Below are 15,196 nucleotides of genomic sequence, written 5' to 3' on the forward strand. Positions count from 1 at the left end.
GGGACCAAGGTCAGAGCGCGACCCGCGGCAAGAAATCGTCGATCGCCGACGCCGACGGTCCCCGAATCATAGCGAACCCGGGCCGCGCTCCGGCGTTGCCCCACCCCTCTCGGAGGTCGGTCGGGCCCGGCCACGCGACGGGCTCAGTCGCCCCGCGTGATCGCGTCGACGACCCGACCCGCGTTCGCCTGGCCCTCGTACAGCTGCCTCAGGAGCCAGAGCCGCAGGAACTTGGCCATCGAGTAGCGCAGGAAGATCGCAGCACCGAGGACTGCCACGCCCAGCATGGCCACGGCCAGGATGCCGCTCGACAGCACGTCGCGCGTGTCGCTCTGGTTGAGCGAAGCCGAATAGGTGATCAGCTTCGACGCCCTGCTGCTCGAGATCAGCTACACCCGGATCGTCTCCTACAAGCTCTTCTACTACTACACGTACCTCGTCATCGGGCTCGCGCTGCTCGGCATCGGCAGCGGTGGCGTGCTCGTCACCGTGTCTCGCCGGCTGCGGCGCGCCGCGACCGACACGATCATGATGTGGGGCCTGCTGCTGGGTGCGGCCAGCGTCGGCCTCGGGTATCTCGTCGTCGCCGACACGCGGATCGCCACCCTTCAGATCTGGAACTACGGCACGGGCGCCTCGCTGAGCAACGCGGTACGCCTCCTGCTGATCTGCCTCGCCCTCTTCGCCTCGTTCGTTGCGGTCGGGGTGATGATCGCGACTCTGTTCGGGCGCAGGTCCGACCAGATCGGCCGCCTCTACTTCGCCGACCTGTTCGGCGCGGGTCTGGCGTGCGCGGTGGTCGTCGCCCTCATCTCCACCATCGGGCCACCGGCGACGATCGTCCTCGCGGGATTGATACTCGCCCTCGCGGGCCTGCGGATCGCGGTGCGGCGTCGCTCGCCGGCGACCACCCTGGGCGGCGTGCTCGCGGTGCTGCTGGCCGCCTGCGTGATCTCGCCGAGCCTGCTTCCCTATCCGCGCGAGGACGCGAGCAAGCCCGGCCCGAGCCACCCTCTGTTCTCGTCGTGGAGCCCGATCTTCCGCGTCGACGCCAACCCCTGGAGGGACCGGCGCCTGCTCTACCACGACGGCCTCCTCGGCTCGAACATCTACCGGTTCAACGGCGACGTCTCGACCCTCACGCGCTACGACAACGACCCGCGCTCGTTCCCGTTCGCCCTCCGCAGCAAGCCGCCGGGCAACGTGATGATCATCGGAGCGGCAGGGGGTAACGAGATCCTCGCGTCCCTGCGCTTCAAGGCCGCCCACATCGACGCCATCGAGCTCAATCCCGTCACCTACAACCTCGTCACCCACGACTTCGCGGACTACGCCGGCCATCTGGCCGAGAACCCCCACGTCAACTACGTCAACGGCGACGGGCGGTCGTACCTGGCGCGCAGCAACAAGACGTACGACCTGGTGTGGTTCCCGGCGACCGACAGCTACGCCGCCGCGAACGCAGCCACCGCTGGAGCGTACGTACTCTCCGAGAGCTATCTCTACACGAGCGACGCGATCGTGGACAGCCTCGACCACACCGGGCCCAACGGGATCCTCGCCGTGCAGTTCGGCGAGTTCAACTTCGAGGAGAAGCCGAACCGGACCTCGCGATACGTGAGCACGGCCCGCCACGCGCTCGCGCACTTCGGAGTCCACGACCCCTCGCAGCACATCCTCGTCGCCACATCGGGGAGTCCCCAGGGCGGCTCGTTGGCGACCATCTTCGTGAAGCGCTCGCCCTTCACGCCCGACGAGGTCGCGCGGTTCGTCGCCCAGCAGCCAGTCGTGCCGAACTCGAAGCTGCGCTACGCGCCCGGCCAACCGCGTCAGGCCAACTCGGTGACCGCGATCGCCACCCTTCCGAAGGCCCAGCTGAGCCACTGGTACGACTCGTACCGCTACGACGTCAGGCCCGTCACCGACGACGGGCCGTTCTTCTGGCACTTCTACCGGTTCGGCGAGGTGATCAGGCACTTCGGCCGCGCGAGCGGGCCCAGCAACGTCGAGGACGCGACAGGAGAGCGGGTGCTGCTGTTGCTCCTGGGGATCGCCACCCTCTTCTCCGCCGCCTTCCTCCTGCTGCCGTTCGTCGCGATCCGTCGCACATGGACGAAGCTCCCCCGCAAGGGCAGGTCCGCCCTGTACTTCGCATCGCTCGGGCTGGGCTTCATGTTCTTCGAGATCACGCTGATCCAGCGCCTCACGTTGTTCCTCGGCTATCCGACGTACTCGTTGACCGTGACGCTCGCGTCGATCCTCATCTTCACCGGTGTGGGCGCGCTCCTCAGCGGACGTCACAAGAACCGCCCGCGCGTCATACAGGCGTTGCTCGGGGTCATCGTCGCGCTGACGCTCTTCTACGAGTTCGCCCTCCCGCCCCTCACGAACGGGCTCCTGGGCCTGCCGCTCGGGGTACGCGTGCTCATCGCGTTCGTGGTGCTCGCGCCGCTCGGCATCTGTCTGGGCACGTTCATGCCGCTCGGGCTGCGGAGCTCACCGAGTTCCCGCGCGAGTACGTCGCGTGGGGCTGGGCCGTGAACGGCTTCGCGTCGGTGGTCGGCGCAGTGCTCACGACGATCCTCGCCATGACGTTCGGTTTCCGCGTGGTGCTCTTCTTGGCGCTCGTCGTCTACGCAGTGGCGTTGCTGGCGCTCCGAGGGCTGTTGCGCACGTCGCGGAGCCTCTCCGCGACCGTGACGTGAGCGACCGCTTCAGCCACGACCACCCCGGGCTGTACGGCTAGCGGCTCGCGGGCTCGGTCGCTTCCAGCTCGGCGAGGGCGAGCGGGATCCCTTCGGCGATGAACTCGGGCTGGGGCACCATCTCGGGGCAGCACATGAAGCCGAAGTCGAGCGACTCCCGGTAGCTGATCACGGTGATGTTCAGCCCCATCCCGAGCATCAGCGGCCCCATCGGGTACATCGCCTCGAGCCGGGCACCCGCGAGGAAGAGGGGGAACGGCGGCCCGGGGACGTTGGAGATCACGAGGTTGACCGCGGGCGGCATGCGACTCAGCCCCATACCGGTGTACGTGCGGGCGGCCAGCGCGATCAGGCCCGGAGGTGTCGTCTCCGTGAGCCCCATGATCTTGTGGACCGAGAGCGCCTGCTGGATCTCCTTCGCGTTCTGGGTGCTCTCGTGGATCGCCACGAGGCGCAGCGCGGGATCGGTGATGTCGGTGGCCAGCGACGTGAACATCGAGCCGACCTTGCTCCCCACGTCGTCGCGGTCGGCGTCGGTGCGAAGCGAGACGGGGCACTGGGCAATGAGCGGATGGTCGGGGAGATCGTCGAGCTTCTGGAGGTAGCGGCGCAGCGCCCCCGCGCAGAGCGCGAGCACGACGTCGTTGAGCTTGACGTCGAACGAGTTCTTGACGGCTTTGACGGACGCGAGGGGCACGCTCGCCCACGCGAAGCGGCGGTGCGGGGTGAGCTCACCGTTCAGCGAGGTGCGGGGCGCCTGGAAGGGCGTCACCGGCGTGACCGACCGGCGGAAGAAGCCGACGGCGCTGAGACCCTGCCTGACGCTCTGCCGGCCGAAGCGCATCATGCGGTACGGGGTCCGCGTCCACATGTTGAACGCGCCCGTCGCCAGCAGCTCCACGGCGCTCGGCACGCGCCGGTCGTGCAGCGAGTCACGCACCTCGGTCGGGCGCGGCGGGGGATCGGGCTCGAGGTCGAGGAGCGCCTCGGCCAGGCCCATCCCCGAGACGCCGTCGATGATCGAGTGGTGCATCTTGGTCAGGATCGCCACCCGGCCGTGCTCGACACCCTCGATGACCCACATCTCCCAGAGCGGCTTGCGCCGATCGAGCTTGTAGGAGGCGAGACGACCGACGAGCTCACCCAGCTCGCGCGGCCCGCCCGGGTCGGGGACGGCGATGCGGCGGATGTGGAAGTCGGGGTCGAAGTCCCCATCCTCCACCCAGCCCGGACGGTCGAGCCCGAAGGGCACGTCGACCACCCGCCAGCGGAACTGCGGGACGATCGGCAGCCGCTCCACCGTGAGCGCCTTGAGCCGATCGAAGTCGAACCCACCGGGTGCCGTCGAGGGGTCGACAGTCATGAGCGCCGAGACCTGCATGTGCCACGATGCGGTCTCGCCGTAGAGAAACGCCGCGTCCTGCCCTCCCATGCGTTGCACGCTGACCTCCTGGTCCGGCTTGCAGGAAGCGTAGTTCCGGTGACCCGACCCGTAGGAGGCGCCGACGTGATGGACCCGCTCGACGAGTACCCGATCCACCAGGTCCCGATGTCGATGCGCCACGTCGCCACGAGTGACCGCAACGTCTACGACCGTTGCATCTACCAGAGCCAGGACCACACGGGCGAGAGCTACCTGATCACCGGGCTCGGCGTCTATCCCAACCTGGGTGTGATCGACGCGTACGCCGCGGTGCGGCGCGGCGACACGCAATGGTGCGTCCGCGCCTCGGGCGTGCGACCCGACGACAAGATGAAACAGGAGGTGGGCCCCTACCGGATCGAGGTGCTCGAGCCGTTCCGCCGCCTGCGCCTCGTCTGCGACGGCGACGACCACGGTGTCGGCTTCGATCTCGAGTTCGAGTCCGACTACGGGCCCATCGAGGAGCCGCAGCACCTGCGCCGGCACGGCGACAAGGTGCTGCTCGACGCCTGCCGCTTCGCGCAGGTCGGCACCTGGAGGGGCGAGCTGCGCGTCGACGGCGCGACGATCGACGTCACCCCCGACCGGTGGACGGCGACGCGCGACCGCTCGTGGGGCATCCGTCCGGTGGGCGAGCCCGAGCCCCAGGGGCGCCCGGCTCCGTTCGACGGCATGTGGTGGTGCTGGGTGCCGCTGCGCTTCGAGGATTTCGCGGTGCACGTGATCCTCGAGGAATCGCCGACGGGCCACCGCACGACGAACTTCGCGGTGCGGGTGTGGCCGCGCGAGACAGGACGGCAGCTCGAGCAGCTGGGCTGGCCGGAGACCGACATCACCTACCGCTCGGGCACTCGCCGTCCCGAGCACGCGACCATCCACCTCACCACGCGCGATCGCAAGCCTCTGACCATCGAGATCGAGCCGCGAACCGACATCCCCCTCAACGTCGGGTGCGGCTACGGCGCCGATCCCGACTGGACCCACGGGCTCTGGAAGGGTGAGCAGTGGGTGGAAGGCGCGGTCTACGACCACAACGACCCGGCCGTGTCCGGACGGGCGCAGTTCTCGATCGCCGACCATCTCGCCCGGGCCACCTGCGACGGCCAGGAGGGCTGGGGCATCTTCGAGCACGGCAACATCGGGCGTCACGATCCCTCCGGGTTCGCCGACTACACCTCGGTGGCCCCGTGAGGTCGTGCGCGGGTCAGCCGTCGGGAGTGACTCAGCCGGCGGGAGTGGCTCCATCGTCGGGAATGACTCCATCGTCGGGAGTGACGACGGCGCGACCCCGAAGCCGGCCCGTGTCGAGCTGCTCGTAGGCCTCCTGCACGCGGCTGAACGGGAACACGTCGATCTCAATGCGGAGGAGCCCTCCGGCCGCGAGCGCCAGCACGTCGCGCGCGTCGGAGATGCTCGACCCCTGGAAGCAGAAGATGTCCGCCTCGTTCGGCAGGCCGCCGAACCAGGGCCGCACGAACGTGCCGCCGCCCGCGCCGACGAGGGCGAACGCGCCGGCCCTGCGAACCGACGCGAGGCCCGCGGAGATCGTCGCGTCGACGCCGACGAAGTCGAGCACCGCCTCGGCGCCGGCGCCGTGCGTCAGCTCGAGCAGCTGCTGCGTCGTCGAGTCGTCGACGCCCGCGAGCACGTCGTGGGCTCCCATCTCCCGGGCGAAGTCGCGGCGCGCGGGGCTGACATCGACGGCGACGACCCGGGCGGGGCTCAACGTCGCCAGGAACTGCACCGCGAAACTGCCGAGGCCGCCCGCGCCGAGCACGACCGCGGTCGAACCCGGCACGAGCTTCGGCAGCACGCGCCGCACCGCGTGGTACGACGTGGCGCCGGCGTCCGTGAGCGGGCCCGCGACCATCGGGTCGAGCGGACCGAGCTTGATGACCGCGCGAGCGGAGTCGACGAGGACGTACGACGCCAACCCTCCGTCCCTCCCATAGCCCCGGCCCGCGCCGCCGTGCGGACACGCGCTGTCCTGGCCCCGGATGCACCACGAGCAGGCGCCGCACGAGCTCGGCGTCACCAGTGCGACCGGGTCGCCGGACGCGAACCCGGTGACGCCCGCGCCGAGCTCGTCGACCCAACCCCCGATCTCGTGGCCGAGGGTGAACGGCATCTGCCAGCCGAGCTCGGCCCCGATCGCTGCCGGGATCTGACCCATGGTGATGTCGGAGTGACAGAGGCCGTTGCCCGCGACCCGCACGAGCAGCTCGCCCGGCCCGGGACGGGGGACCTCGACCTCGACCGGCTCGGGCGGCCGCTCCCACTCGACGAGCCGGTAGGCCATCATCGTGCGACTCACCGGGCCGGACGCTACTGCGGCTAGCGTTCTGACGGGGCGTCAGATGAGAAGCCAGCGGGGGACCGCAGCGCCCAGGAATCGAGGCGACCAGGTGCCGACGGACACGACTGACGGGCTGCTGCGCGGCGTGCGCGTCGTCGAGTGCTCGATGCTGGGGCCGGCTGCGATCACCACCGCGCTGGCCGACCTCGGCGCCGACGTGATCAAGGTGGAGCCGCCGCAGGGCGACTACGTGCGCGAGATGACCTGGCCCATCGTCGAGGGAACCTCGCTCATGCACCTGCACCTCAACCGGGGCAAGCGCAGCGTGGTGCTCGACCTCCGCACGAAGGAGGGAGCGGCGATCTTCCTCGAGCTCGTCCGCGAGGCCGACGCGGTCGTCGAGGCGATGCGACCCGGCGGGCTCGAACGGCGGGGGCTGGGATACGAGCGGCTCCGCGAGGTCAACCCCCGCGTCGTGTTCATCACCATCTCGGGCTACGGCATGACGGGCCCCTACAAGGACTACCCGAGCCACGGCATCGCGTACGACACATGGGCCGGCGTGGTGAAGCCCGAGGTCGACGACGACGGCTTCACCTACATCCCCGAGCACGTGTCGATCGGCATCAACGCCGGGCCCCTCTTCGGTGCGCTCGGGATCCTGGCCGGGATCATCCGGGCGCGCGATGTCGGCGAGGGCTGCCGCATGGAGGTCGCTCAGTCCGACGCGGCGGCAGCCATCGACTGGTTGCGCTCCGAGACCTACCGGGCGTACGAACGGCCCGAGGACGAAGTCACCGGCAACAAGTCCGACGGCTACGCGCGCCGCGCGCCTGCGACCGCCGGCATGAGGGACGGCGTTCGCTACAACATCTACGCGACGAGCGACGGGCACATCCTGTTCATGGCTTCTGAGCGCGAGTTCTGGCAGAACTTCTGCGAGGGCGTCGGCCGTCCCGAGCTCTTCGAGCAGCACCCGGGGTCGAAGTACGCGGACCATGCGGTCGGCGACGTCGCGCTGCGCGCCGAGCTGCGCGCCATCTTCGCCACGAGGACCTCCGCCGAGTGGCTCGAGTTCGGGGGTCGGGTCAACACGCCGATCGCACCGGTGAACACGCCCCAATCGATCGCCGACGACGCGCAGTTCCGTGACCGGATGCCGTGGATCCCGCAGGCGCGGCTGGGCGCCGAGCAGCTCCCGCTGCCGATCAAGTTGATCGACGGTGAGCTGCCGTCGCCGTCGATGGCCCCGACCGTCGGCCAGCACACCGACGAGGTGCTGCGCGAGGTGCTCGGGTACGACGAGTCCCGCGTCGCGGCGTTGCGCGCGTCCGGCGCCCTCGGATGAGGGCGAGCCCCGCCGACCACCGGGATGCCGCGCGCTTCGCCGAGGAGGCGGGGCGGCTCCTGCTCGGCATCCGCACGCGAATCGACGCCGGCGAGGCGATCGACCGCGTGAGGCACGATGGCGACCTGGGCTCCCACGAGTTGCTGCTCGGCCGCTTGGCCGACGCCCATCCGCACGACGCGGTGCTCTCGGAGGAGGGCGCGGACGACCTGGCGCGCCTCGACGCCGAACGGGTCTGGATCGTCGATCCCCTCGACGGGACGCGGGAGTTCGGTGAGCCGCTCCGCACCGACTGGGCGGTACACGTGGCGCTCGTCATCGGCGGTGAGCCCGTCGCCGGCGCGGTCGCGCTGCCCGCCCGCGGTCTCGTTCTCTCCACCGCCGCCCCGCCGACGTTGCCGCCGTCGACGGGCGGGCGCCCCCGGGTGGTCGTGAGCCGTACCCGTCCACCGGCCGAGGCCGAGCGGCTGGCCACCGCGCTCGGTGCGGAGCTGGTGGCGATGGGTTCGGCAGGCGCGAAGGCGATGGCCGTCGTGCTCGGCGATGCCGACGTCTATCCGCATGCAGGCGGGCAGTACGAGTGGGACTCCGCCGCGCCGGTCGCGGTCGCGGCGCGCACCGGCTTGCACGTCTCGCGCCTCGACGGCACGCCGTTGCGCTACAACCAGCGCGACGCCTGGCTGCCCGACCTCCTCATCTGCCGTCCCGAGCTGGCCGAGCCGGTCCTGGCGGCTCTCGCCTAGACCGGGTGACGACCGGCAAGACTGCGCGCGTGCACGCTCGCAACGCCCGCCTGGAGGCGCAGCAGGTCGTCGGAGACCGCTTCGACGCGCGGGTCCTGGAGCCGTCGCCTCCGGCTGTCGTCGACGGCGAGTGGCTCGCCGACGACCCCGTGGCGGTGCAGGACGCCGACCGGAGCCGGCCGGTCGTGACCCCGGTGTCGACAGGTGACCTGTCGTGGGACGAGTGGCTGGGGACCCGGCCGGAGCACGCGAGCTGGGCGGCGGCACGCTGGCTGGGCGCGCACCGGCGCCTGCCCGCACCGCCGCCCGCCCTGCCCGAGACCCGACGCGCGCTGCACCGGCTCGCGGTGTACGTCGTCTCCCCGGCGCGGCGCCGGGTGAACGGGAAGATCGGGCTGCGCTGGACCCTCGGCGGGTTCGGCACGCCGTTCTTCGGGGCCGACGAGCAGGTGCGTGTCGTGGGCGCGGAGCTCGTGCGTCAGAGGGGCGCAGCCGCCGAGGCGGAAGCCGTCACCACGCTGACGGCGACCGCCGCCTTTGTGCTCGACGGGCCGCCCGACGTCGGGTGGATCGGGGAGCTGGGCGTGCCCGCGGCCGAAGATCTCGACGAGGAGCTCGCGGTCGACGCCGCGAGCTCAGACTTCCTCGGCGACTGGTACGGCTTCGCCTACTCGGTGCTCGAGGCCCTGCGGGCGGAGCGCGAGTCGGTGGAGGCCGGCCGGGTGCAGCTGTGGCCCGAGCATTTCGACGCCGCGTTCGACTGCCTGCCGGCCGACCGCCGCGCCACGTTCGGCGCGTCCCCGGGCGACGCAGCCGTCCCGGAGCCGTACCTCTACGTCCTGCCGTGGAACGTCGAGGGCTCGCCGCGCGCGCTGTGGAACGCGGAGAGCTTCCGGGGCGCGATCCTCCCGCTGGGCGACCTCGTCGCCGCGCCTGACCAACGCGCGGCCGCGCTGGACTTCTACCGCGAGCGACACGCCGCGTTGCGGGCCTGACCGGTGCGACAGCTGCTGCCCGACCTCGTCGACCCGGTCGACCCCGTTGCCGTCTACGGCGACCTGCCGGAGGCACGCGGCCGCCCCGCCGTGCGCCTCAACATGATCGCGAGCATCGACGGTGCCACGACGGTCGGCGGCGTGTCCGGCGGGCTCGGCGGGCCCGCCGACAAGCGGTTGTTCTCGATCTTGCGCTCCCTCGCGGATGCGGTGCTCGTGGCGGCGGGCACCGCGCGCGCCGAGTCCTATGGGCCGTCGACGCGCCTCGTCGCCGTCGTCTCCCGCTCCTGCGCGCTCGACTGGGCCGCTCCCTTCTTCACCGCGGCGACCGTGCGACCGATGGTCGTCACCGTCGCCGGTGCGCCGGCCGCCAACCGGGCCCGCGGGGCCGAGGTGGCCGACGTCGTCATCGCCGGTGAGGACAGCGTCGACATGCGGCGCGCGCTCGACGCGTTGGGCGAGCGGGCCGTCCGCTCGGTGCTCGCCGAAGGGGGCCCGAGCCTCAACGGCCAGCTCGCGGCGGCCGGCCTGGTCGACGAGCTCTGCCTGTCAGTGTCGCCCGCGGTGGTGGGTGGTGACTCGAAGCGGATCCTCTCGGGCCCCGCGCTCGACGTCGCCCCGCGTTGCGAGCTGCGCTCCGTCTGCGAAGAGGACGGTTTCCTCTTCCTGCGCTACCGCTCGTCGAGCTGAAGACCCGTACTCAGGGCCTCACGGGCACGACCTCACGGACACGGCGTGACGGGCGGTTGCGGCGCGAAGTTGGGCGCGTAGGGGAAAGGCGCCTTGTTGAACAGGAACATGTCGAGCATGTCGTTGGCCGCCGCGTCGCGAGCCGTCAGCGTCTGAACCTGAGGATCGACGTGTGGTCGTAGACGGTGTGCGACACGTAGTGCGGCTTGGAGAAGGGTGACACGACCACGGTCGGGACGCGTATGCCGAGGTTGTCGAAGCCGGCGACCGTGTCACCGGGCTGCAGCATCGGGGCGATGCCGTCGGGGGGCACTGCAGCCGGGGGAGCGACGTGGTCGTAGAAGCCGCCGTGCTCGTCGTAGGTGACGAACAGCACCGAGTCGTGCCAGCTCGGCGACTTCGTGAGGTGGTTGACGATCTTGTAGACGAACCGCTGGCCCACCTGCACGTTCGACGGCGGGTGCTCGTCGTTCTCGACGTTCTTGTCGCCGGTGAAGAGCGGGTCGATGAAGGAGACCTGAGGCAGCGTGTTGTTCGCCACGTCGGTGTAGTACTGGGAGATGGGGAAGATGTGCCCCTGGGCGTGGACCTGCACGTAGCGGAACACGAGGCCGAAGGCGAACTGGTCGGTGTAGATCTTCCATGAGATGCCCGCAACGCCCAGGTTGTTGAAGATCGACCTCTGCATGAACCCGCCAGGCGGAGGCGCGTCGTTGCGGATGTGGCCGAACGACGTTCCCGCGAGGAGGTAGAAGCGGTTGGGGAAGGTCTGGGACAGCACCGACGAGAAGTAGCGGTCCGCGGTGGCGAAGGTGTTGTAGAGGCGGTAGTAGAAGGGCAGGTCGGTCCGGTTGTAGTAGCCCATCGTGCGCGCGCCACTCGGGTCGGCCGGGTCGGCGTTGTCGGAGTTGATGTCGTTGGCGGCGGTGAAGCCGTCCATCGCGCCGCCGTTGAACTCCTGATGCGTGCCGTTCCAGGAGTGGTTGAGATCCGACGTCTCGCAGAGCGTCGTCTTGTGGAACGGGGTGATCACGTTCGGCGGGTTGAGCGGATCGGGGTTCCCCGTGTTGGGCTCGGCCTCGTACGCGGGCTGCCCATCGCCGTTGAGCTGGCCCAGGTACGTGTCGGCGGAGCGGTTCTCCTGCATGAGCACGAGAATGTGGTTGACGTGGGCCTGGAGGCCCTGCACGGTGCCCGCTCCTGCCGGGCTGAGGCCGAACATGGCCGGCAGTCCGCCCGCCACCAGTGCCGCGCCGGCCACTCCGATCCAGGCTCGCTTGCGCATCCCGACCCCCGATTTCTCACACGCCGAGCTCGCGCGCCGCGGCGTCTCCCCTCAGATGAACGGCAGCTTTCCACAATCGGGCGTCTCGTGCGCTCAGAGCCGTATCCGGCTGAGGAGCTGGAAGGCGCAGAGGACGAGGACCGATCCGGTGAGCCGGCGATCGCGTGCCACGGCCGCGAGCGGGAGCGCCCAGATCACGTACCAGGGCATGAGCCACGAGCTCGCGACGAGCAGACCGAACGTCGCCCAGCCGGTCGCGCGCACCCAGTCGCCGCCTCTCCTCGTCCACCACAGCAGCCCCACAAGGCCGACGGCATACGTCGCCAACGCCGCGAGACGTACCCGACCGACCGAGAACTGTCCGAGCCGTGCGATCGTCGACGGCACGCTGTAGTGGTTCGTCAGCGACTCGTGCCGGCTCGCGAGTCGCTCCGACGCCCACACATGGGAGCCGAACGCGGCGAATCCCACCCAGCCGACGACGGCCAGCGCCGCGACCAGCGCGGCGGCCAAGGGGACCCGGCGCCGGCTGCCGGCGACCGCGAACGGTGCTACCAGTAGACCCGACGCCTTGAGGCCGACCGCGACGGCGAGGGCCACGGCTCCGGTGACCTGGCGCCCCGTCACGAGCAGAGCGACCGATCCCATGAGCGCCAAGATCAGGAGCGAGTCGTTGTGCGCACCCCCCACGACGTGCACGAGCACCAGGGGGTTGAGGGCCACGAAGGCCGCGGCACGCCGGGGGTCGACGCGACGCGCCGCGGCGACGTGCGCGGTCAACCCGGTGAGCCCGAGCACCGAGAGCGCGCTCACGAGCTTCAGGGTCCACAGCGCGACGCCAACGCGCAGAAGGCCGAGGGGGTAGACGAGGAAGGTGAAGAGTGCTCCGTACGAGTCGGGAGTGTGGCGCCAGCCGACGAACGGGAACACGGCGTCGCTCGGCTGGCGCGCGGGGACCGCGACATAAGGGTTGAGCCCGTGCCGCGCCGCGAGCCGGCCGGATGCGATGTAGCTGAAGACGTCTTGCGAAAGCAACGGCGGCGCGAGTGCGAACAGCGCCACCAGGGCGATGATTGCCGTCCACAAGAGCCGGGGCTCGATCTGGTCGGCCAACGCGACCACTACCAGGTAGCAGAGGAACGCGGCGATCATGAGACCCAGGTACGCCCTCGGCTCGATGTCGAGGCCGCGCCCGCCGATTCCGAGCAACCATCTCGGCGTGCCGGCGCGTGCCGCGGGCACCGCGTCGGGGCCCGGAGCCGCGAGGAGCAACGCCACGAGAGTGAGCCCCACGAGCGCGACGTACCCTCGGTGTAGACACGGCAGCGTCGTCGGTTCGCGGACGATGGCCCGATCATCGAGGAACGACTCTGAGCGCCCGCCGACCGCGAGCGGACGGCCGCGGTGCGAGCCGATCAGAGGTCCGCCGGCTCTCGGACCCGCACGCAGGCTGCGATCGGGTTGCTCATGCCTGCGGCCAAACTAGGACGCAGCGCGCGAAAAATGAGCGCGGGTTGCCCCGTAGGGTGGAGGACCGTGGCGGGGTGGCGGACGGCGATCGGGCTCGTGGTGATGGCGGGCGTCGTAGTGGCGTGCTCCTCGGGGAAGGGCACCACTCGAGCTCGGGCGAGGGAGCGGACGCCGTCGACGACCGGTCCATCGTCGGTATCTCCTCCGACCTCGACTTCGACGGCGCTGCAGCCGTCCGACGCCGAGCCCTGCGGACGCACCGCGGCCGGGCCGGCCACGTACGAGCACGTGATCTGGATCGTCCTGGAGAACGAGAACGCGACCGATGTGCTCGGCAACCGGGTCATGCCGTTCACCAACGGGTTGGCCGCAGCGTGCGGCACCGCCCGCAACTACCGCGCCCTGTTGCACCCCTCGCTGCCGAACTACATCGCCATGACCTCGGGCGACACCCAGGGCGTCACCGACGACGGCGGCCCGAATCGTCACCCTTTGGCGGTGCCCAGCATCTACTCGCAGGTCCGTGCGAGTGGTCGCGAGTGGCGCCAGTTCGCGTCGCGTATGCCGCGCAACTGCTCGCTCCGCGACGATCCGCCTGCGCCGGACGCGTACTACACCGTGCACCACGTTCCCGCCGTGTACTACACGGCCATTCGCGACGACTGCGATCGCTGGACCGTTCCTCTCGGCTCCACGTCGTCCGGCGCCATGGCGAATGCCCTCGACCAGTCGACCTTGCCTGCGTTCTCGTTCATCAGCCCCGCGGACGACGGAGGCAACCGGTCGCGCGGCGGCGAAGTCGACCCCGAGCTCGGCGACGCGTTTCTGAGGTCGTGGGTGGGACGTATCACGGCCAGCCCGTCGTACCGCTCCGGCTCAACGGTGATCTTCATCACCTGGGACGAGGGGAACTTCTCGCTGCAGCCCCACGATGCGCAGTATCAGAACGTGCTCACCATCGTCGTCGCGCCCTCAGTGGCGCGCGGCGCGACCTCCAGCGTGCCTGCGAGCCATTACTCGTTGCTGCGCACCACCGAGGAGCTGCTCGATCTTCCCCTGCTCGGTCACGCGTCTGCGGCTTCGAGCCTCCGCGAGCCGTTTCACCTGTAGGGACCGAGCTCTCAGCGGCGTCTCATCCGCGCCGGTCCAGACTGACGCCTCCGCCCATGACGGTCTCCAGACGCACCTTCCTGCTCGCCGCCGGTTCGGCGACCCTCGCGGCGTGCACCCACGCCGCCCACCGCGCCGCGACGCGGCGTCCGCCGGTCCGTGCGCCGCGAGCCACGACCACCTCGCCGACCGCCCCCGAGACCACGACCCCGCCCCCCGGATCGGCGGCGCGGTTCATCCGATCCGGTCCGACCTCCGCAAACGTGGTGGCGCTCACGTTCCACGGGTCGGGTGACATCGCTCTGGCGACGGAGCTGCTCGATGCCGCGCGTGCCGGAGGCGCGGCCCTCACGATCTTCGCGGTGGGGCGATGGCTCGACGAGAACCCGGATGTGGCCCGCCGCGTGCTCGACGCCGGCCACGAGCTCGCCAACCACACCTACACCCACCCGGCGCTCGGCGGGCTGGGCGCATCCCGGGTGGCTGACGAGATCGTCCGCTGTCGCGACGCGCTCGCGCGCCACGCGGGTGGGCCCGGGCGGTGGTTCCGGCCGTCAGGCATCGAGGTCCCGACCCAACTGATGTTGACCGAAGCCGGCCGCGCCGGTTATCCGACGGTCGTCGGTTACGACGTGGACCCGCGCGACTACCAGGATCCGGGCGCGCCGCAGATCGCGGCTCGGGTGCGAGCGGGATTGCATCCGGGCGCGATCGTCAGCCTCCACACCGGCCACGCGGGGACGGTCGCCGCGCTTCCCACCATCCTCGACGCGGTCGCGGCAGCGGGGCTGCACACGGTCACGGTCCATCAGCTCCTCGACCGATGAGGGCGCCCTCGGATCGCGCACGGATGGTCGTGTCGGTGCTCGCGCTCGTGCTCGCCGCCTGCGGTCACCACGCCGAACCGCGTGCGGCCGTGCGGGCGCGGCCGCATCCGTCGACGACGCAGGTGGCGACTCGCGCCGAGCCGTCCGGCAACGTCTACGCATCTACGGGGGTGGGGCAACTCTCGCCGGCGGTCGCGGGCGTGCCCGCCCGCGTGTACGTGCCGAACAGCGAGGCCGGCACCGTCGATGTGATCGATCCCGTCAGCTTCCGGATCATCGACCACTTCGCCGTCGGACATCTTCC

Annotated in this window: 12 protein-coding genes; 8 read left to right on the forward strand and 4 right to left on the reverse strand. The window is 70.5% G+C overall.

Annotated elements, in window-relative coordinates; translation table 11 throughout:
* Positions 1-354: 354 nt before the first annotated feature.
* Positions 355-2,541 (forward strand): hypothetical protein, encoded by a 2,187-nt coding sequence (locus E6G06_16500; protein ID TML88196.1) that lies wholly within the window; start codon positions 355-357, stop codon positions 2,539-2,541.
* Between the two features lie 201 nt (positions 2,542-2,742).
* On the opposite strand, the gene E6G06_16505 is transcribed toward E6G06_16500, so the two are convergent.
* A complete protein-coding gene (locus E6G06_16505; GenBank protein ID TML88197.1) occupies positions 2,743-4,146 on the reverse strand; it encodes a wax ester/triacylglycerol synthase family O-acyltransferase in 1,404 nt (467 codons plus the stop codon).
* A 66-nt stretch (positions 4,147-4,212) separates the two neighbouring features.
* On the opposite strand from E6G06_16505, the gene E6G06_16510 reads away from it, so the two are divergent.
* Entirely contained in the window at positions 4,213-5,319 is a 1,107-nt protein-coding gene (locus E6G06_16510; GenBank protein TML88216.1) for a hypothetical protein, read from the forward strand.
* Between the two features lie 31 nt (positions 5,320-5,350).
* Here the strand turns inward: E6G06_16510 and E6G06_16515 are convergent, their stop codons facing one another.
* On the reverse strand, positions 5,351-6,430 hold the full coding sequence (locus tag E6G06_16515) for a zinc-binding dehydrogenase (protein TML88217.1): 1,080 nt from the start codon (positions 6,428-6,430) through the stop codon (positions 5,351-5,353).
* Positions 6,431-6,485: 55 nt separating this feature from the next.
* Here E6G06_16515 and E6G06_16520 point away from each other — a divergent pair, with 55 nt between their 5' ends.
* The 4 genes from E6G06_16520 to E6G06_16535 are packed head-to-tail and all read left to right on the forward strand — an operon-like array spanning position 6,486 to position 10,200.
* Positions 6,486-7,772, forward strand: coding sequence for a CoA transferase (locus tag E6G06_16520; GenBank protein ID TML88198.1), 1,287 nt, complete (start codon positions 6,486-6,488; stop codon positions 7,770-7,772).
* Positions 7,769-8,515 carry a 3'(2'),5'-bisphosphate nucleotidase CysQ gene (locus E6G06_16525; GenBank protein ID TML88199.1) on the forward strand — a complete coding sequence of 249 codons (747 nt, stop codon included), beginning with the start codon at positions 7,769-7,771 and terminating at the stop codon, positions 8,513-8,515. Before E6G06_16520 ends, E6G06_16525 begins: the two co-directional genes overlap by 4 nt.
* Positions 8,516-8,520: 5 nt before the next feature.
* Positions 8,521-9,510, forward strand: a complete 990-nt coding sequence (locus tag E6G06_16530; GenBank protein TML88200.1) for a hypothetical protein — start codon at positions 8,521-8,523, stop codon at positions 9,508-9,510.
* A gap of 3 nt (positions 9,511-9,513) precedes the next feature.
* On the forward strand, positions 9,514-10,200 hold the full coding sequence (locus E6G06_16535) for a pyrimidine reductase family protein (protein ID TML88201.1): 687 nt from the start codon (positions 9,514-9,516) through the stop codon (positions 10,198-10,200).
* Positions 10,201-10,345: 145 nt separating this feature from the next.
* Here E6G06_16535 and E6G06_16540 read toward each other — a convergent pair whose 3' ends face one another.
* The gene (locus tag E6G06_16540) at positions 10,346-11,485 is read right to left on the reverse strand and encodes an alkaline phosphatase family protein (GenBank protein ID TML88202.1); all 1,140 of its coding nucleotides are present in this window, start codon (positions 11,483-11,485) and stop codon (positions 10,346-10,348) included.
* A gap of 93 nt (positions 11,486-11,578) precedes the next feature.
* Entirely contained in the window at positions 11,579-12,778 is a 1,200-nt protein-coding gene (locus E6G06_16545) for a DUF2029 domain-containing protein (GenBank protein ID TML88203.1), read from the reverse strand.
* Positions 12,779-12,952: 174 nt separating this feature from the next.
* Between E6G06_16545 and E6G06_16550 the strand changes: the two genes are divergently transcribed.
* Positions 12,953-14,065 (forward strand): hypothetical protein, encoded by a 1,113-nt coding sequence (locus E6G06_16550; protein ID TML88204.1) that lies wholly within the window; start codon positions 12,953-12,955, stop codon positions 14,063-14,065.
* A 56-nt stretch (positions 14,066-14,121) separates the two neighbouring features.
* Positions 14,122-14,892: a polysaccharide deacetylase family protein gene (locus tag E6G06_16555; GenBank protein TML88205.1), complete on the forward strand. Its 771-nt coding sequence runs from the start codon at positions 14,122-14,124 to the stop codon at positions 14,890-14,892.
* The last annotated feature ends 304 nt before the right edge of the window (positions 14,893-15,196 follow it).

It is taken from the genome of Actinomycetota bacterium, assembly GCA_005888325.1.
In the GTDB taxonomy this organism is placed as follows: Bacteria; Actinomycetota; Acidimicrobiia; order Acidimicrobiales; family AC-14; genus AC-14.